Raw genomic sequence first — 16,571 nt, 5'->3', positions numbered from 1 at the left:
CATGGAGGCCGCCATCCTCCGATTCGTCCGGCTGTTGCGGCTGTTCGGAGTGCGCGTGAGTGTGTCGGAGTCGCTGGACGCCCTGCGTGCCGCGGCCCAGCCGGGACTGCTCGGTGACCGGGAGCTGCTGCGCGCGACGCTGGCCGTGACGCTGGTCAAGGACCGCCGCGACGTCGAGATCTTCGACGAGGTCTTCGATGCGTTCTTCGGGCTGCGTGCCGTCGTCGAGCAACCGGAGGAGCACGGCCACGCGCACGACGACCTCAGTGACACAGGCGAACTCGAGCGTTTCACCCTCGGCGACGACCCGGGCGACAGCCCGGAGCAGGGTCACTCCCACGGCGCGCCGGACGACATCCGCGACTACTTCCGACCGGAGGATCTGTCGCAGTCGTACAACCTGCACCAGGAGGCCAACAAGCTCGACATGGCCAGCTCGACCGACGAAATCGTGCTGTCCAACGACCAATCGGACAGCATGACGCAGGCCGCGCGCGTGCAGCTGAGCACGAAGCGTCTGCACAACCCGGGCGTCCCCGGCACACTGGCGCCGCAGGCCGGCCTCGAGGTCGATGCCGAACTGAGCGTGGCCCAGGAGATGGCACTGCTCGGCTGGCTGGCCGAGACAGAGGATCCCGACGCACTGCGCGACGATGACTCGCCCGACCTCGATGCTCTGCGAAAAGCGTTGGCACCATTGCTTGCCGGCCTTCCGGAGAAACTGCGCGATCACCTGCAGAAGCTGCTCGCCGGGTCCCCTGAGATCGAGCAGCGTGCACACGATGCCGCCGCGGCGGAGTTGGTCGACCAGCACGACCGATACGCGATCGAGGCCAGCGTGCGCCGCATCCTGGCGAACCTGGAGGGGGCACCGCGTCCCCGCCGACGGGTCGCCGCCGCCGGCACTGTGGACGCACGGCGCACCATGCGCACCAACATGAAGTACGACGGCGTGCCCTTCCGACCCGTCACCGTCGCAAAGACGCACGACCGGCCGAAACTGCTTGTTCTTGCTGATGTTTCGCTGTCTGTGCGGTCGACGGCCCGCTTCACCCTGCAACTGGTGCACAGCTTGCAGTCGATCGCTTCGTCGGTGCGAACCTTCTGTTTCGTCGATGACGTGGTCGAGGTGACCGACCTGTTCGCCGAGCACCGCCTCGACCGCGCGCTGTCGCTGATCATGGCCGGCCCGGACGGCGGTGGCCCGCTGGATGTAGACGCAGAATCCGACTACGGCACGGTCATGGAGAACTTCCTCGAGGAATACGGGTCCGCACTCAACCGACGCACCACCGTGCTGGTGCTCGGCGACGGCCGCGGCAACAACAACGACCCGGGTCTGCGGGCGTTCGAGGAGATCGCCCGCAGGGCGCGGCATACGTTGTGGTTGACACCCGAGCCGCGGTATTCCTGGGCGCTGGGCCGGTGCGATCTTCCGCTGTATGCCGAGCACTGCGAACGCGTCAACGTCGTGCGCGGCACTCAGGGTCTGGAGACGCTGTCCTACGACCTGCACGAGTCGGCATCGTGACCACCATCGACGAGCAGCCCATCGATCCGATGGCCGCCGCGCCGGGTGGGCGCTATCACGACGGCTATGTGACCGTCGTGCGCGGCGCTGCTCCGGCGCAAGCTCGCCTCGTCGCCACCACGCCGATCTTCGGGGTGTATGCCGACGACGGGCTGCTGGTCACGCACACGTTGCGGCCCGATCAACTGGACGACGATCTCACCGGCCTCCTGAACACGCAATTGTTCGAGCCGGGCTGGGTGCGCGGCGTGGAGCTGTTCGAGCGCATCTTCACCGGGGTCGTCCTGACCTCGGCCGACGAACCGTTGGATGCGTGGGAGCTCTACTACCGCAACACGATTCGCCGTGAGAAGGAGGGACCACAGACTGACGCACCGCCCGGCGGGGTCGACGACTTCACACCCGTGCACCAGCACGCCGCCGATCTGGTCGCCGGGCACCGCGTGCTTGAGCTGGGCTGTTGCTTCGGATTTCTGTCACTGCGACTGGCCGAACGCGGTCATGACGTGACGGCATCCGACTTCAGTGAGGGCACAGTCCGGCTGCTCGAGCAGGTCGCGCCACGGTTGGGAGCGCCTCTGACAACGTTGGTCGCCGACGCCGGCCACGTGCCGCTGACTGACCGGTGCGTCGACACAGTGCTGGCAGTGCACCTGCTGGAACACCTCGACGCGGCGCACGGCGAGCGCGTGCTGCGCGAGTCGCTGCGGCTCGCGGCGCGTCGAGTGGTCGTGGCGGTGCCTTATGAGACCGAGGCGGATGAAGCTTTCGGGCACGTGCGCACCATCGACGAGGACGACCTGCGCGACTGGGGTAGGCGCAGCGGCTGCGCCTTCGACGTGCACTCGTTTCACGGTGGCTGGCTGGTTCTCGACCATTGAGCGGTGGCGCCAGGTGCGTCATTGAGCGGTGGCGCGAAGTGGGTCATTGAGCGGTGACGCCAGGTGGGTCATTGAGCGGTGACGCGCGGCGGATCACCGGGGACAAGATCATGGCGTGCGTCCCGTCACGACCAGCGTCGGCGTGACAGATCAGATGACGCCGAGTTTGCTTGCGGCATACACGGCTTCGGCTCTGCGGGAGACGCCGAGCTTGCGCAGGATGTTGCCCACGTGGAACTTCGCGGTCGCCTCGGAGATGAACAACTGCTTGCCGATGTCCTTGTTGGAGTTGCCGTGCGCGAGCAGCGACAACACCTCTCGCTCGCGTTCGGTGAGGTGGCCGTCCTCTGGGTCGTCACGTGTCTTCAGCCCACGCACCATCGCCGCTGCGCTGCGCGAATCGAAGGCGCTGTCGCCGTTGTGCACATCGCGGATCGCGTGGATCAGCGCAGAAGTGTCGACATCCTTGACGACGTATCCCCGCGCGCCCGCGCGCACGGCGTCGAGCACGAGGTGGTCGTCGGCGAACGTGCTGAACACGAGAACACCCAGCTGTGGGTGCGCGCGGGTGAGCTCGGCACAGACGGAGAGGCCTTCGGCGTCATTCTGCGCGGACAGTTTGAGGTCGAGCACGACAACCGACGGGTCGGTGTGCCGCACCACCGCGAGTGCCTCCTCTGCAGTGGTCGCCTCACCCACGACACGCAGGTCGCTCTCGCGTTCGAGGATCACGCGCAGGCCCTGCCGCACCACCGCGTGATCATCGACGAGCACGACGGTGACGGTGTCCTGTCGGGCATCAGGTGCCAGATCGATCATCAGCTGTCCTTTGGTACGTCGATGGTGTCGGTCAGGGTGGTGTGGGCCAGGGCGACGTCAGTCGGGTCCGGATCGGTCAGGTCGTTGACCGTCATGGCCGGCAACGGCAGGTGAAATCGCACGCTCACTCCCCCGATGCGCGCACGACGCACGCTCATGGTGCCGCCGAGCCGGGTGATCCGCTCGGCCATGTTGATCAAGCCCCGGTGGCGACCGTCGCAGGGGGCGGTGGCGGTGACCTTGAGCCGCCGGCGCAGGTCGGCTGGATCGCCGTCGCCGTCGTCGTCGATGGTCAGGATCAACTCATCAGGTCTGCGGCGCAGGTGGACCGTGGCGCGGGTGCCATGGGAGTGCATGGCCGCGTTGAACAACGCCTCTCCGGCGGCGCGCGTCAGTTCGTGGCGCGCCGGCTCGGGTAGTTCGACCTGCGCGCCGCTCACCCGCAACCGGACCGCGAGGCCGCTGCGGTATTGCGTCACCAGCGAGTCCAGCAGCTCCTCCAGTGACCGGACCCGGTCGCTGTTCGGTTGATAGAGGGAGTAGATCGCCTGGCGCAACTGCTCGACAGCGCGACCGGCGAGATCGCGGGCAGACACCAGTTGCTGCTGCAGGTCGTCTCCGTCAGCGCCCAGGTCGGCTGCCTCGCCACGGGCGATCTCCAGCGACATACCGACCGAGAGCACCTGCTGGGTCACGGTGTCGTGCAGCTCGCGGGCGATCCGGTGCCGTTCTGCCTCGACCAGCTCTCGTTGCTCCGCGACCAACAACTGGCGCTCTGCGGCGCGCAGGGCAGCGGTCCGCTCGGACAGGTCGCGGCGCTGCACCTCGGTCTCGGCGTTGAGCCGCTGTGCCTGCCGGTGCAGGGCCAGACCGCTCTGGAACTGCTCGGAGGTGTGCAGCGAGACCGCCGCCTGGTTCGCCAGAATCTGCAGCACGGCGAGGTCGGCACCCTCAGGGTCGCTCGCCAGCCGATGGCGCACCGAGAGCATGCCGACGACGCGATCCTCCAGGCGCATCGGTGCGCGGACGCAGCGGGCACGATTGCCCGGCACCGCTCCACCCCGAATCGCCATCAACTCTCGGGCAGCACCCGGCGGGAATTCCTCCTCGTCGATGGTGGCCTCCTGCTGGCGGGTCACCACTATGCAGCGGGGCCGCGCGCCGGGGAACTCGTGGTCGGCGATGACCAGCATCGCCCAGTCGGCGTCGAGGTGCTGCTGCGCTGCGCGGGTGACCTCGTCGAGCAGCCCGCGCGGCCCTTCGACAGTGCGGACCACTGCCTGCGAGATGGACTCCATCGACCGCAGCGTGCTGTGCAGGCGTTCGTCGGAGCGTACGAACTCCTTGTAGTACGAACGTTTTCCGGACCGTATGCCGGTCAACGACTCCAGATCTACGCTCACAACGCAGCCTCGAAGAGTTCCTGGATCTGCTCGGCCGTCGCCGCACGCGGATTGGTCGTCAAACAGGCATCCTCGAGCGTGGTGCGCGACAAGGTCCGGCAGTCCTCGAGGGTGACGCCCAACGCGCCGAGCCCAGCAGGCACTCCGAGGGTGGCGGCGAGCTTCTCGACCCGCTCGGCGAGTAGTTCGGCCGCCTCCTCGCCGGGCATTCCATCGACGTACATGCCTGCAGCACGAGCGATTTCGCCGAAACGGCGCGGCTCGGAGCGGGCGTTGTAACGGATCACGTGCGGCAGCAGAATCCCGTTGATCACGCCGTGCGGGGCATCCAGCAAGCCACCGACCTGATGACTCATGGCGTGGGTGGCACCCAGGATCGCGTTGCTGAAGGCGAGGCCGGCGTTGAGACTGGCCTGCGCCATACCCGCGCCGGCATCGATGTCGTCGGGGTGCTCGAACATCGCCGGCAGATGATCGAGCACGCCACCGACCGCCGACAGCGCGTGCAGGTCGGCGATCGGGTTGTGCGCCAGGGACACATAGGCCTCGATGCCGTGGGTGAGAGCGTCGAGACCCGTTGCGGCACTGAGCCATTCGGGCATGGTGCGCAGCAGGGTCGGATCAGTGATCGAGATGTCCGGCACCAGGGCGCGCCCCATGATGGTGACCTTCACCGAGCGGCTGGTGTCGGTGACGATGCAAAATTGCGACACATCGGCGCCGGTGCCCGAGGTGGTCGGGATCATCAGCGTCGGCGGAATCGGGTGGTGCAACTGGTCGACACCGCGATAGTCGAGGATGTCGCCACCATTGCCGGCGAGCACCGCGACACCCTTCGCGGCGTCGAGACACGACCCTCCGCCGATGCCGATGATCACGTCGCAGCCATGCTCCTCATATGCGACGTATGCCGAACGCACCTCGTGGTCCTTGGGATTCGGCGTGATGTCCGACCATACGACCGGCACGAGCCCACTCCCACGCAGGACGCCCAACAACCGGTCCACCCACCCGGCCCCGGTGATCCCCGGGTCGGTCACCACCAGGGGCCGACGCGCGCCCAGACGCAACGCGGCGAACCCGGTCTCCGCGAGGGAGCCGGGGCCGAAGACGACCTCTGGTGCGTGAAACTTCGCCAGGCCGCGTGGTTCGTGGACGAAGGCGGACATGCGCAGCGGATCAGCGACCAGTCGCCGGTGAGATGGTGTGCCGAACCTCGTTGACCGCGTCGCAGGGGAAGCCGCCCTGCTCGGCGTGCTCGCGGATCGAGTCTGCGTCCGGCGAGTCGTACACACAGAACAACTTGTCGTCGCTCACGTAGGACTCGACCCAGGTGACGTCGGGCATGCTGTCTAGCACCTCGTTGGACTTGGCGCTGATGTCGTGCAGTTGCTGGTCGTCCAACTGACCCGCTCCGGGCAGGGTCCGCTCGATGACGTACCGAGGCATGTGGTGCTCCTTCCAGGCCCGGACATCCCCCTAGGACTCCGGATCCCGTTGTCAATGAATGAGATTGGTGTCACTCACAGCAAGTTGAGCGCGCGCAGCTCGTCGGCGCTGAACACGCGCGAGCGGATCAGGAACCGAAAACCTTCGGGAGCCTCCAGCGAGAATCCGCTGCCGCGCCCTGGCACCAGGTCGAGGGTGAGGTGCGTGTGCTTCCAGTATTCGAACTGTGACTGCGACATGTAGAACGGCACCGGGTCGGCGACCCCCTCGATGTCCAGGCACTGCAACAGGACGTCGACGTCGCCGATCATGAAGTCACCGACCGGGTAACACATGGGCGCGCTGCCGTCACAGCAACCGCCGGACTGGTGGAACATCACCGGGCCGTTCCGGTCGACGAGCTTGCGCACCATGTCGGCCGCAAGCTGCGTGTAACCGACCCGCTCGACGGCGGGGCCCGGGCCGGCGTCCTGCGACACCGACCCGGGCGAATCCGATTGCGTCATAACGGTTTAGAAGAAGCCCTGCGCGTCTTGCGAGTACGACACGAGGAGGTTCTTCGTCTGCTGGTAGTGGTCGAGCATCATCTTGTGCGTCTCGCGACCGATGCCGGACTGCTTGTACCCGCCGAAGGCGGCGTGCGCCGGGTAGGCGTGGTAGCAGTTGGTCCAGACACGACCGGCCTTGATGCCACGGCCCATGCGGTAGGCCTGCGCCCCGTCACGCGACCAGACACCGGCACCGAGGCCGTAGAGCGTGTCGTTGGCGGTCTTGAGTGCGTCGGCCTCGTCGTTGAACTGGGCCACCGAGACGACCGGTCCGAAGATCTCCTCCTGGAAGATCCGCATCGAGTTGTCGCCCTCGAAAACCGTTGGCTGGACGTAGTATCCGCCGGCCAGGTCACCGTCGAGGTGTGCCTGCTCGCCACCGGTGAGCACCTTGGCGCCCTCTTGCTTGCCGATCTCGAGGTAGGACTTGATCTTCTCGAGCTGGTCGTTGCTGGCCTGTGCACCCATCGTGGTGTCGGTGTCGAGCGGGTTGCCCATCTTGATCCGCTCGACGCGCTTGACCGCGTCACGCATGAAGTCGCTGTAGATGCTGGACTGCACGAGAGCACGCGACGGGCAGGTGCAGACCTCGCCCTGGTTGAGGGCGAACATCGCGAAGCCCTCCTGCGCCTTGTCGTAGAACGCGTCGTTCGCGGTCGCGACGCTGTCGAAGAAGATGTTCGGCGACTTGCCGCCCAGCTCAAGCGTGACCGGAATGATGTTCTGACTGGCGTACTGCATGATCAGCCGGCCGGTCGTGGTCTCACCGGTGAAGGCGACCTTGGCGATGCGCGGCGAGGACGCGAGCGGCTTGCCGGCCTCGGTGCCGAAACCGTTGACCACGTTGAGCACACCGGCCGGAAGCAGGTCGCCGACGAGCTCGATGAGCTTCAGGATCGACCACGGCGTCTGCTCGGCGGGCTTCAGCACGACCGCATTGCCGGCGGCGAGGGCCGGGGCGAGCTTCCACACGGCCATCAGGATCGGGAAGTTCCAGGGGATGATCTGACCGACGACGCCCAGCGGCTCGTGGAAGTGGTAGGCGATGGTGTCGCCGTCGATCTCGGAGATCGTGCCCTCCTGCGAGCGCAGCACACCCGCGAAATAACGGAAGTGGTCGATCGCGAGCGGGATGTCGGCGGCCAGGGTCTCGCGGACGGCCTTGCCGTTGTCCCACGACTCGATGACCGCGATGTCCTGCAGGTTCGCCTCGATGCGGTCGGCCATCTTGAGCAGGATGTTCGAGCGCTCGGTCGGCGAGGTGGCACCCCACTTGTCGGCGGCGTTGTGGGCGGCGTCGAGGGCCGCGTCGATGTCCTCGGCGGTGCCGCGGGCGATGCGGGTGAAGACCTCACCGGTCTGCGGGGCATAGTTGTCGAAATACTCGCCCTTGACCGGGTCGACGAACTCGCCACCGATGTAGTGGCCGTACTTCTCAGCGACCTTGATGCTGCTCCCGGAGGTCCCGGGGCGGTCGAAAACCGTCATTGTCGTGCTCCCGTTCGTGTTCGGTGTGATCGGTTGTCAGTGACGCTAATCACGCCGACGTTGCATTGAGGTTGCGAGCGATATGTGCCACCTGTGACTGCCCGTTTCAGTGGTGGCCAAGCCGGACCGACAGGTATGACGCAGCAGCCGTCGGCCGCAGAATCGCGCGGTGCTGCAGCGGATCCAGTGCTTCGACCATCGCTGGTCACCGCACTCGGAAGCGCAACGAACGCATGCCGGATCCGGCGATGCGTCAGGCGAGTTCGCCCTCCAGGCGGGCGAGTTGGGCCATCGCCATACGTCGCACGGGGGATGCCGACGACACCGATCGCGCCAGCGCTCGCCAGGCGGTCATGTCTTCGGCGCCCCACCACTGACGGGTCCAGGTCGTGAGCAGGTCCGGCCGTCCGCTCGCGACAACCGCACGAGCCAGGTTGGAGTGGACGCGCTCGCGCACGGCAACCACACCCGGCGCGACGGAGTGCGGCAGCACCGGACCGCGGTACATCCGCAGGGCTCCGGCCACATCGTCCGCGGCGAGGGCGGCCTCGACCGAGACCCAGTCGGCACGGGCGTCCGCAGCCAGCCGATACGGCCGCGAGCGCAGCACGTCCTCGCCGAGCACGCGCCGCAGCCGGATCAACTCCGCGCGGACCGTGGAGTCCCCGTTGCCGGACTCGTAGAGCTGACAGGCGATTTCGTCGCCGGAGAAGCCTTGCGGAGCCTCGACCATCAGCACCATCATCTCGCTGTGGCGACGACTGAGGGTGACCGCGCGCCGATCGATGACCAGCGGGGCTTCGTCGTGTCCGAGGACGTTGAGGTGGATCTGCCCGACTCCCCCACCGATGTCACGCCGGCCGGCACCAGGCGTGAACGTCGCATCGGCACGGCCCAGCTCGAGCTCCGCCATACGTGCCGCCGCGCGCACCATGCCCATCGTCTGGGGCACGGCGATCTGGTCGCCACCGGTGACGTCGAGCACGCCGAGCACGGCACCGGTCTGGGGGTCCTGGATCGGCGCGGCGACGCAGGACCAGCGGCGCACCGACTGCAGGTAGTGCTCGGCGCGCGTGACCTGCACGGGGCGGCCGAGCGTGAGAGCGGTGCCGGGAGCGTTGGTGCCGGCGACTCGCTCGTCCCAGGAGGCGCCTTCGACGAAACCGATGCTTTCGGCACGTCGCAAGGTGGGCATCGAACCGCACACCCACAGCAGTTGGCCGTGCTCGTCGCTGAGCGCCATGAGGGCATCGCTGGCGCGTGCTGCCTCGCCGAGAACGTCCTCCAGGAGCGGCAGTACCCGGGCGAGCGGATGGGACTCGCGATAGTCGCGCAGCACATCGTCGCTCAATGCGAGCGGCGGTTCGGCCTGGTCCGCCGACACTCCAGCGGCCGCCGAGCGCATCCAGGACTCGGTGACCAGCAGTCGTACATCGGCGGACGGCATGCTTCCAGTAAACCTCGCCCGCCGCCGCAAGTGCAGGGCTTTGGCCCATCGTCCTGAAGTCGTCGGCCGAACCACGAGGGTTACCGACGAGTATGCCGGGAGATGTCCTCACGTCAGACCCACGTCACACGGTGGCCACATCGGATTGCGCACCCGGCCCGGCGTGCTGCGTCATACGTGAGCAGGATGCGCGGTCACATAGGATCCGCGCCCGGCGGCCGCGTCATACGTGAACGGGGTGCGCGCTCGGGGGTGGCGCGCCCGGTCCGGGATGCTGCGTCATACGTGCTCGCCGAGCTTCGGGCAGTCACCGGTGCGTGGTCTCATGGAGTCCGATGCGTACTGCGCACCAAGGAGGAGGCGGCGAGATGAGCCATCCGCGATTGCTGCACACCGTGCTGGATGCCGAGCGGCCGCGAGAGCTCGCCGAGTTCTACCGTGAACTGCTGGGGCTGCGCTATCGGCCGGGTGACGAGATTCCGGACGACGGCAGCGACGATGAGGCGGACTGGCTGGTGCTGGTCGACGACGAGGGTCATCGGGCGCTGGCCTTCCAACAGGTCGAGACGCTGCCGCGGGCGTCGTGGCCGAGGCCCACACCCGTTCCCATGCAGTTGCACTTGGACATGACGGTGCCGAGCGCGCGGGAGTTGGAGCGGCAGCGTGAGCGTGCGATCGCGCTCGGGGCCGACGTGCTGCTCGATCGCACCGCCGATCCGGACGAGCCGTTATATGTCTTCGCCGATCCGGCCGGGCATCCGTTCTGCGTCTTCGTCGGTTGAGCGCATCGAAAGAATCGACGGCGATTTCGTCGGGGCCAAAACAGATTGCTCGAAGTGCCCGACCGTGAAAACGTCGCAGGCATGCGCTCTTTCGAGGATCTCGTCGCCGAGGCCCAGTCCGCGGACGTCTCCGGGTGGGGATTCTCCTGGTTGGACGGCCGCGCGATCGAGGCGCGTCCGTCGTGGGGGTACGCCGAGCTGCTCGCTCGGCGCCTTGCCGGCGCCGAGCGCGCGCTCGACCTCGACACCGGAGGCGGCGAGGTCGTCAACGAGGCCACGGTGTTGCCCCGAACGATGATCGTCACGGAGGCGTGGCCGCCGAACGCCGTGCGTGCCCGGCAGACGCTCGGCGCTCGCGGCGTGAGCGTGGTTGATGTGGACGCCGGTGTCAGCAGGCTGCCGTTCGGTGACGCAATGTTCGATCTGGTGACTGCACGGCACCCGGTCAGGCCGAATTGGTCGGAGGTTCATCGGGTATTACGGCGCGGTGGGACCTATTTCGCGCAACACGTCGGACCGGCCTCGGCATTCGAACTGATCGAGTACTTCCTCGGCCCACTGCCGGAGGAGATCCGGGCCGGGCGTGACCCCCAGCGCGAAGCCGACGACGCCCGTTCCGCCGGTCTGACCGTCGAACGCCTCCTGACGGCTCGCTGCCGGATGGAGTTCTTCGATGTCGGAGCTGTCGTCTGGATCCTGCGCAAGTGCGTGTGGTGGGTGCCCGGATTCTCAATCGGTCGGTACGACACGCAGTTGCGTGAACTCGACGAGATGATGCGATCGGGCGAGTCGTTCGTGGCTCACTCCACCAGGCACCTCATCACGGCACGTCGTCCAGCATCCTGATCGCCGTGCCGTCATGCACGTGGCATTCGGCAACGGGCATGACTCTCTCACCTCCTCTCTTTGGTGACAGACAGCGTCGAATCCGCACGCCACGCACGGGCGACAGGATCTGGGGGGCGCGGAGTCTGATGCCGAGGGTTGTCGGTGGTCGCGGCTAGGTTCTTGTCATGGGAACAGCCGTCGGTCAGATCGCACTGGACGCAGCCAGTGCGGGCGTGGAGTTGCTCGGTGTCTCCTGCCCTGCACCGCTGGCATCAGCGACGGTCGCTGCGACCTGGATGGGCGAAGCGCAGTTGCGCGCGCTGCTGACCCAGATCGGGCGCGCCCGTTCGGCTTTGGCGATTCTCGAGGCCGCCCTGGTGGGCGAGGGATTGAGCCGTGGCCTGCCCGGCGACGAGGGCCTGTCCCCTGTCGACTGGGTTCGCACACACGAGGGCGCGGCAGCCGTGCCGCCTGACCCGGCCGAGGCCGCGCGAGTCGTGCGCCAGGCCCAGATCCCCGCCCGCCGCGGCAGCGTCTGCGACCCGGTGCTGGCCGCGTTCGCTGCCGGTGAGTTGTCCGCTCGCAAGACCGACCAGGTGCTGAAGTTCATCGACGAAGTCGCCGCAGTGGCCGACCCGGACGAACTCACCGGCATCGTGCGAGCACTCATCGACGGAGCAAGCGACGGCGCCGTCCCAGGAGTACACGCCGTCCCCAACGCAACCGAACCACTGAAAGAAACCGACACGAACGCCGCCGACCTAGGTGACGATTCGGATGGCGATGCCGACAGCGGACCGAGCGAGGATCAACCACACGAGGACCAACAAGAGCACGACCAACGCGAGTTGTCCGATGCAGACAACTCGGCTGCACATGGCCTCAGCGCTGAGCCGACTGATCGCGAACGACGTGCCACAGGCGGCGGTCCAGCCGAATGGGGCCTGTTGCCACGAGAACTCGCTGCCGCCATACGACACGCATCGCGTCTGCTGAAGCCGGAGCGACAACTGGAAGACGAAGAGCGCGAGTCCCGCCGTGGCTGCGCGATGTTCAAGGGCGCAGGTCCGGGGAATCTCTCCGAGTACCGCATCCTCGCCGATGCCGAAGGCTGCGCGATCCTCGATTCGGCGGTCGCCGCACTCTGCGTGCCCGTGCCTGGTCCGACCGGCGAAGCCGATCTGCGTTCACCAGCGCGCCGCCGGTATGACGCCTTGATGGATCTCGTGTCGCGTGGCATCGCCGCGGGCGGAAACCTGCCGCGAGCCAACAAAGCTCAGATCATCGTCACCACGACCCTTGAGTCGTTGCTCGACAGACTGCGCGGCGTTGGAATCACGATGACGGGCGAGGTCCTGTCCCCCGAAACCGTCCGGCGACTCGCGTGTGACGCCGAGATCATGCCGATGATGCTGGGTGGTGCCGGTCGGCCGCTGGATGTCGGGCGATCCAGACGTCTGTTCACCGGCGCGCAACGGCTGGCGTTGTGGCGCCGCGACCATGGCTGCACCTTCCCAGGGTGCACGGTGCCGGCCACGTGGTGCGACGCCCATCATGTCGTGCACTGGTCGCGCGGCGGCTCGACTGACCTGGGAAATGCGGCGTTGCTGTGTCGCCGTCATCACACCCTCGTCCACAGTGATGACCTGAGCGCTGACGTCACCGACGTGGGCGTGACCTGGCGGATTCCGCGACTTCTCGCCGCGAGTTGACCGCCCCGCTCCGCAACCCACCGACCACGGTGGGTGCCGCGGCCTGCCCCGCACATCGTGCCCTTGATCACGGCCCCGCGACGCCCAGGCCGTCGACGCGACCTGAGCACGATCCTTTCAGCTATGTGAGAGAGACGCTCTCAGCTGGAACCGATCAGCCGGCGCTGGGCGCTGCAACCTTCGCGCGGTCCAGGTCGCAGTCGTCACCTTCGCGCGGTCCGCGTCGCAATCGTCACCTTCGCGCCGCTACGGACCGTCGGCAACCATCTCGACCTTGAAACCGGTCGAGTTCTCCAACCACCCGGCATAGTGCTCAACGCCACCAGCATGGGGATAGCGCTCCTGATACAGCGGCTCCCAGCCATGCAGCGGCGCATCGTGCATGAGCTGATCCAGCTGGGCGGCCGAATCAGCCTTGAACGCAACGTGATTGACGCCAGGTCGGCGACGATCGTGGTCGGGCTGTGAGAGGCTCGGCGAGGCCGTCACCACGAGATATGCGCCACCCGCAATCCAGGATGCGCCGTTTTCCCATTCGTCCTGTACGGCGAATCCGACCTCCGTGAGCAACCAGTCCCACTCGGTTCGCACCGCCGAGAAGTCGGCCACCCAAATCTCGACATGATGAAAGCCAGCCACGAGTGAAGTCTCCCAGGCGCTCGTGACCAACAGGACCGCTGTCCGGTGACACGCGCCGGTCCCGACATCTCAGCGGGGATCCGGCCATAAGCGAACCAGTCCGCGTCAGTCCGCACCCTGCTCCCGACGTGCCTGGAATCCCCAGCCGCAAGCGAACCGCTCAGCGTCACCCGATCCGGTCAGCCGAGCCTCGGAACGACAGCAGCTGTACCCGGTGATCGATGGACCACCTTCCGGCAAGACCGTCGGATGCAACACTCGGAGCCGTGCCGCAGAACATCGACCTCCCGCAGCTCGCCGCCGACATCGACCGGACATGCCGTTTGCACGGGAAGTTCACGCTCCGCTCGGGTCAGATCGATGGCGCTGCTGATCCCTGCGGGAACGCAGATCCTCGGCGGCCTTGAGCTGGGCGGCGTGCCGATCGCGACCATGCTCAGCTCCATCACCAGCCTGCCGGCGCTGTTCGTGTGTAAGGAAGCCAAGACCTACGGGACGTGTCGCCTTGCCGAGGGCGGGAACGTCGACGGCCGTACGGTCACACTCGTCGAAGACATCGTGACCACTGGCGGCGCAGTTCGGGCCGCCACTGTCGCGCTGCGCGAGCGAGGCGCCGTGGTGACTGACGTCGTCTGCACCATCGATCGCAGCCGTCCCGATGAGGACCCACTCGCCGACCTGCAGATCACGACGACTGCGCTCTTCACCCGTGCTGATCTCGATGCGCACGCCGCACGTTCGTGATGAGCGCCGTGGTCCGCCCGCATACATCAAGGTTTGCGACGGCCTCGACAGCCACTGTCACCGACAAACTGTCAACAGGAGCCCTCCACGTCCACCGTCACCTGAGCGCGAAACCGACGCAAGAAAACTGACGTGCGCCGGGCCGGTCGCGCGGCATACGGTCCACGGGTGATCACTCTCATCCAGCCGACGGTCGACCTGCACCAGCAATGGCTTGCCAGCTATCTCGAATTCGGTGACGACGTCGCGCACGGCTACGGCGACCTGCGTTGGAGCGTCGAAAAACTTAGCAGTTCAACAGGTTTCGCCGACTTCGTGACCACCAAACTGTCGTATGCCGATCCCGCCACCATCATGCCCGAAGGCCTCGTGCACGACTCGCTCTTCTGGGTCGTGGACGACGCCGCCCCGAGGACGATCCTCGGCTCGCTCAGCCTGCGGCATACGCTCAACGACTTCCTGCTGCGTGAGGGCGGACACATCGGGTATGGCGTTCGGCCCTCCGCACGACGCCGCGGCATTGCGACGGCCGCCTTGCGACTCGGCCTTGTCGAGGCGACATCGATTGGTCTGCAACGCGTTCTGGTCACCTGCGACACAGACAACGTGGCGAGCGCCAAGACGATCGAGAGATGCGGCGGACGCCTCGAGGACATCCGCGGCACCTCTCGTCGCTACTGGATCGAACTCACGTAAGTTGGCCCCCGGCGCGAACCCGGTGAAACCCACGCTCGATCCAGCCGGTACACGCCAACGCGCCGAACCGGGCAATCTCGCCGCCAGACCCCGGAATGCCGAGCCGAACGCGGACACCTCGATGAACGCAGCCAGCCCTGGCTCAGTTGAGCAACGCTGCCGCAGCCGCGGCCACGTCACCGAGGACGAGTTCGCGACTGTCGGCGTCGTAGTCGAACAGCTCGCCGTACCGGCCCCAGTCGATCGCCGAGTCCAGCTGGCGCTCGGTGTCCTCGGCCGAGAAGCCGCGGCGCAGCAGATCGCGGAAGAAGTCGTCCCGCAGCGCACCGTTGTCACTGTTCTCGAGTGCATGGACGATCGTGCGCACCAGCGGCGCGCGCTCCCGCGCCTGCACGGCGAAAATCTCCTTGCTGCGCAGGATGTCCGCGGTGAACCACTCGCGGCCGGTGTCGGTGAGGAACGCCTGGGCTCCCTCGACATCCAGGAAGCCGAGCATCACCGCGGCGTCGACCAGCGGCAGCAGATCGTCGACTTCGAAGGACAGCTCGTCTGCGAGATCGGGCAGGTCGGTCTGCCCGTTGTGCGCGTAGACGATCTCGACGAGACCCGCCAGCCCACCGACCGACACCGACGGCAGCGGGTGCGTGAGCGGCCCGGTCTGGGCGGTCGTGGTCGCGGCGACACCGTCCTGACCGGTCAGCAGTGAGTACAGCTGCTGCACGATCTGGTCGAAGCTCGGGCTGCGACGGTCGCGCGGTCGCGGCAGGTGCACCGGCACCTCTGCCTTGATGTGTCCCGGGTTGGCGCCGAGCACCACGACACGGTCGGCCAGCAGCACCGCCTCCTCGATGTTGTGGGTGACCACGCAGATCGCCTTCGTCGGGAAGTCCGGCTGCGCCCACAGCGACATCAACTCGTTGCGCAGGTTCTCCGCCGTCAGCACGTCGAGCGCGCTGAACGGTTCGTCCATCAGCAACGCGTCCGGCTGTAGCACGAGTGCACGGGCGAAGCCGACGCGCTGGCGCATCCCGCCGGAGAGTTCCTTGGGGTACGCCGACTCGAAGCCGTCGAGACCGATGAGGTCGATGGCCTCCAGCGCGCGCCGACGCCGCTCGTCCTCACCGACGCCCTGCGCCCGCAGACCCAGCTCGACGTTCGCCTGGACCGTCAGCCACGGCATCAGCGCGAACGACTGGAAGACCATCCCGACACCGGGGTTCGCCCCACGCAGTTGCTTGCCGCGATAGCGCACCTCACCGGTGGTCGGCGCGATGAGCCCGGCGATGGTGCGCAGCAGCGTCGACTTGCCGGAGCCGGACTTGCCGAGCAGCGCGACAACCTCGCCCTCGTGCAGGGTGAACGTGACATCGTCCAGCACCGTCAGCTCGACATTTCCCTTGCCCGGGAAGGACTTGCTGATGTGGTCGACCTCGACGATGGCGGCTCGGTTGTTGATCGTGGTGCTCATGACGCACCTCCGTTTCCTGATGAGAGTTGTGGTTCGGACGAGGTCGGCACGGTTCTCGAGAACCGGGCCAACCTGGTCTGGTCACGGCTGGTGGACCGGCGTACATCCACCACCGAATTGTCGCTCGAACGCTGAG

Annotated in this window: 16 protein-coding genes; 7 read left to right on the top strand and 9 right to left on the bottom strand. The window is 66.9% G+C overall.

Annotated features, from left to right (window positions below; all coding sequences use genetic code 11):
* Position 1 precedes the first annotated feature (1 nt).
* The gene (locus tag BKA23_RS03590) at positions 2 to 1,531 is read left to right on the top strand and encodes a VWA domain-containing protein (RefSeq protein WP_145225543.1); all 1,530 of its coding nucleotides are present in this window, start codon (positions 2 to 4) and stop codon (positions 1,529 to 1,531) included.
* Positions 1,528 to 2,412 carry a mycofactocin oligosaccharide methyltransferase MftM gene (gene mftM / locus BKA23_RS03585; RefSeq protein ID WP_145225541.1) on the top strand — a complete coding sequence of 295 codons (885 nt, stop codon included), beginning with the start codon at positions 1,528 to 1,530 and terminating at the stop codon, positions 2,410 to 2,412. The genes BKA23_RS03590 and mftM overlap by 4 nt, the downstream gene beginning before the upstream one ends.
* 150 nt (positions 2,413 to 2,562) lie before the next feature.
* Here the strand turns inward: mftM and BKA23_RS03580 are convergent, their stop codons facing one another.
* From BKA23_RS03580 to BKA23_RS03550, 7 genes are all read right to left on the bottom strand, one after another.
* Entirely contained in the window at positions 2,563 to 3,231 is a 669-nt protein-coding gene (locus BKA23_RS03580; protein ID WP_145225539.1) for a MadR family response regulator transcription factor, read from the bottom strand.
* On the bottom strand, positions 3,231 to 4,634 hold the full coding sequence (locus BKA23_RS03575; RefSeq protein WP_211841582.1) for a GAF domain-containing sensor histidine kinase: 1,404 nt from the start codon (positions 4,632 to 4,634) through the stop codon (positions 3,231 to 3,233). Before BKA23_RS03575 ends, BKA23_RS03580 begins: the two co-directional genes overlap by 1 nt.
* A complete protein-coding gene (locus BKA23_RS03570; RefSeq protein WP_145225537.1) occupies positions 4,631 to 5,803 on the bottom strand; it encodes an iron-containing alcohol dehydrogenase in 1,173 nt (390 codons plus the stop codon). The genes BKA23_RS03575 and BKA23_RS03570 overlap by 4 nt, the downstream gene beginning before the upstream one ends.
* A gap of 10 nt (positions 5,804 to 5,813) precedes the next feature.
* Positions 5,814 to 6,083, bottom strand: coding sequence for a DUF4242 domain-containing protein (locus BKA23_RS03565; RefSeq protein WP_145225535.1), 270 nt, complete (start codon positions 6,081 to 6,083; stop codon positions 5,814 to 5,816).
* A 74-nt stretch (positions 6,084 to 6,157) separates the two neighbouring features.
* Positions 6,158 to 6,589 carry a DUF779 domain-containing protein gene (locus tag BKA23_RS03560; RefSeq protein ID WP_145225533.1) on the bottom strand — a complete coding sequence of 144 codons (432 nt, stop codon included), beginning with the start codon at positions 6,587 to 6,589 and terminating at the stop codon, positions 6,158 to 6,160.
* A 6-nt stretch (positions 6,590 to 6,595) separates the two neighbouring features.
* Positions 6,596 to 8,119: an acetaldehyde dehydrogenase ExaC gene (gene exaC / locus BKA23_RS03555; protein ID WP_145225531.1), complete on the bottom strand. Its 1,524-nt coding sequence runs from the start codon at positions 8,117 to 8,119 to the stop codon at positions 6,596 to 6,598.
* A 253-nt stretch (positions 8,120 to 8,372) separates the two neighbouring features.
* Positions 8,373 to 9,566: a GAF domain-containing protein gene (locus tag BKA23_RS03550; RefSeq protein ID WP_145225529.1), complete on the bottom strand. Its 1,194-nt coding sequence runs from the start codon at positions 9,564 to 9,566 to the stop codon at positions 8,373 to 8,375.
* Positions 9,567 to 9,934: 368 nt separating this feature from the next.
* On the opposite strand from BKA23_RS03550, the gene BKA23_RS03545 reads away from it, so the two are divergent.
* The 3 genes from BKA23_RS03545 to BKA23_RS03535 all read left to right on the top strand — a co-directional run bounded on the left by BKA23_RS03545 (position 9,935) and on the right by BKA23_RS03535 (position 12,888).
* Complete coding sequence (locus tag BKA23_RS03545) at positions 9,935 to 10,348, top strand: VOC family protein (RefSeq protein WP_145225527.1); 414 nt, start codon at positions 9,935 to 9,937, stop codon at positions 10,346 to 10,348.
* A gap of 81 nt (positions 10,349 to 10,429) precedes the next feature.
* Positions 10,430 to 11,194: a class I SAM-dependent methyltransferase gene (locus BKA23_RS03540; protein WP_145228152.1), complete on the top strand. Its 765-nt coding sequence runs from the start codon at positions 10,430 to 10,432 to the stop codon at positions 11,192 to 11,194.
* 167 nt (positions 11,195 to 11,361) lie between these two features.
* The gene (locus tag BKA23_RS03535; protein WP_145225525.1) at positions 11,362 to 12,888 is read left to right on the top strand and encodes an HNH endonuclease signature motif containing protein; all 1,527 of its coding nucleotides are present in this window, start codon (positions 11,362 to 11,364) and stop codon (positions 12,886 to 12,888) included.
* A gap of 246 nt (positions 12,889 to 13,134) precedes the next feature.
* Here the strand turns inward: BKA23_RS03535 and BKA23_RS03530 are convergent, their stop codons facing one another.
* Entirely contained in the window at positions 13,135 to 13,527 is a 393-nt protein-coding gene (locus BKA23_RS03530; RefSeq protein WP_145228150.1) for a VOC family protein, read from the bottom strand.
* A gap of 360 nt (positions 13,528 to 13,887) precedes the next feature.
* Between BKA23_RS03530 and BKA23_RS03525 the strand changes: the two genes are divergently transcribed.
* Both BKA23_RS03525 and BKA23_RS17935 read left to right on the top strand, forming a co-directional pair.
* Entirely contained in the window at positions 13,888 to 14,271 is a 384-nt protein-coding gene (locus BKA23_RS03525; protein WP_211841581.1) for an orotate phosphoribosyltransferase, read from the top strand.
* 168 nt (positions 14,272 to 14,439) lie between these two features.
* Positions 14,440 to 14,967, top strand: a complete 528-nt coding sequence (locus BKA23_RS17935; protein WP_246104433.1) for a GNAT family N-acetyltransferase — start codon at positions 14,440 to 14,442, stop codon at positions 14,965 to 14,967.
* 142 nt (positions 14,968 to 15,109) lie between these two features.
* Here BKA23_RS17935 and BKA23_RS03515 read toward each other — a convergent pair whose 3' ends face one another.
* Positions 15,110 to 16,435 (bottom strand): ABC transporter ATP-binding protein, encoded by a 1,326-nt coding sequence (locus BKA23_RS03515; protein ID WP_145225523.1) that lies wholly within the window; start codon positions 16,433 to 16,435, stop codon positions 15,110 to 15,112.
* Between the last annotated feature and the right edge of the window lie 136 nt (positions 16,436 to 16,571).

The organism is Rudaeicoccus suwonensis (genome assembly GCF_007829035.1).
Classification (GTDB): domain Bacteria; phylum Actinomycetota; class Actinomycetes; order Actinomycetales; family Dermatophilaceae; genus Rudaeicoccus; species Rudaeicoccus suwonensis.
Note: the sequence above shows the minus strand (reverse complement) of the source record. Positions and strands in the feature narration are given on the sequence as shown.

Coding starts and splice junctions, on each gene's coding strand:
- BKA23_RS03590 (WP_145225543.1), top strand. CDS start 2: ATGGAGGCCGCCATCCTCCGATTCGTCCGGCTGTTGCGGCTGTTCGGA.
- BKA23_RS03580 (WP_145225539.1), bottom strand. CDS start 3,231: ATGATCGATCTGGCACCTGATGCCCGACAGGACACCGTCACCGTCGTG.
- BKA23_RS03570 (WP_145225537.1), bottom strand. CDS start 5,803: ATGTCCGCCTTCGTCCACGAACCACGCGGCCTGGCGAAGTTTCACGCA.
- BKA23_RS03565 (WP_145225535.1), bottom strand. CDS start 6,083: ATGCCTCGGTACGTCATCGAGCGGACCCTGCCCGGAGCGGGTCAGTTG.
- BKA23_RS03560 (WP_145225533.1), bottom strand. CDS start 6,589: ATGACGCAATCGGATTCGCCCGGGTCGGTGTCGCAGGACGCCGGCCCG.
- exaC (WP_145225531.1), bottom strand. CDS start 8,119: ATGACGGTTTTCGACCGCCCCGGGACCTCCGGGAGCAGCATCAAGGTC.
- BKA23_RS03550 (WP_145225529.1), bottom strand. CDS start 9,566: ATGCCGTCCGCCGATGTACGACTGCTGGTCACCGAGTCCTGGATGCGC.
- BKA23_RS03545 (WP_145225527.1), top strand. CDS start 9,935: ATGAGCCATCCGCGATTGCTGCACACCGTGCTGGATGCCGAGCGGCCG.
- BKA23_RS03540 (WP_145228152.1), top strand. CDS start 10,430: ATGCGCTCTTTCGAGGATCTCGTCGCCGAGGCCCAGTCCGCGGACGTC.
- BKA23_RS03535 (WP_145225525.1), top strand. CDS start 11,362: ATGGGAACAGCCGTCGGTCAGATCGCACTGGACGCAGCCAGTGCGGGC.
- BKA23_RS03525 (WP_211841581.1), top strand. CDS start 13,888: ATGGCGCTGCTGATCCCTGCGGGAACGCAGATCCTCGGCGGCCTTGAG.
- BKA23_RS03515 (WP_145225523.1), bottom strand. CDS start 16,435: ATGAGCACCACGATCAACAACCGAGCCGCCATCGTCGAGGTCGACCAC.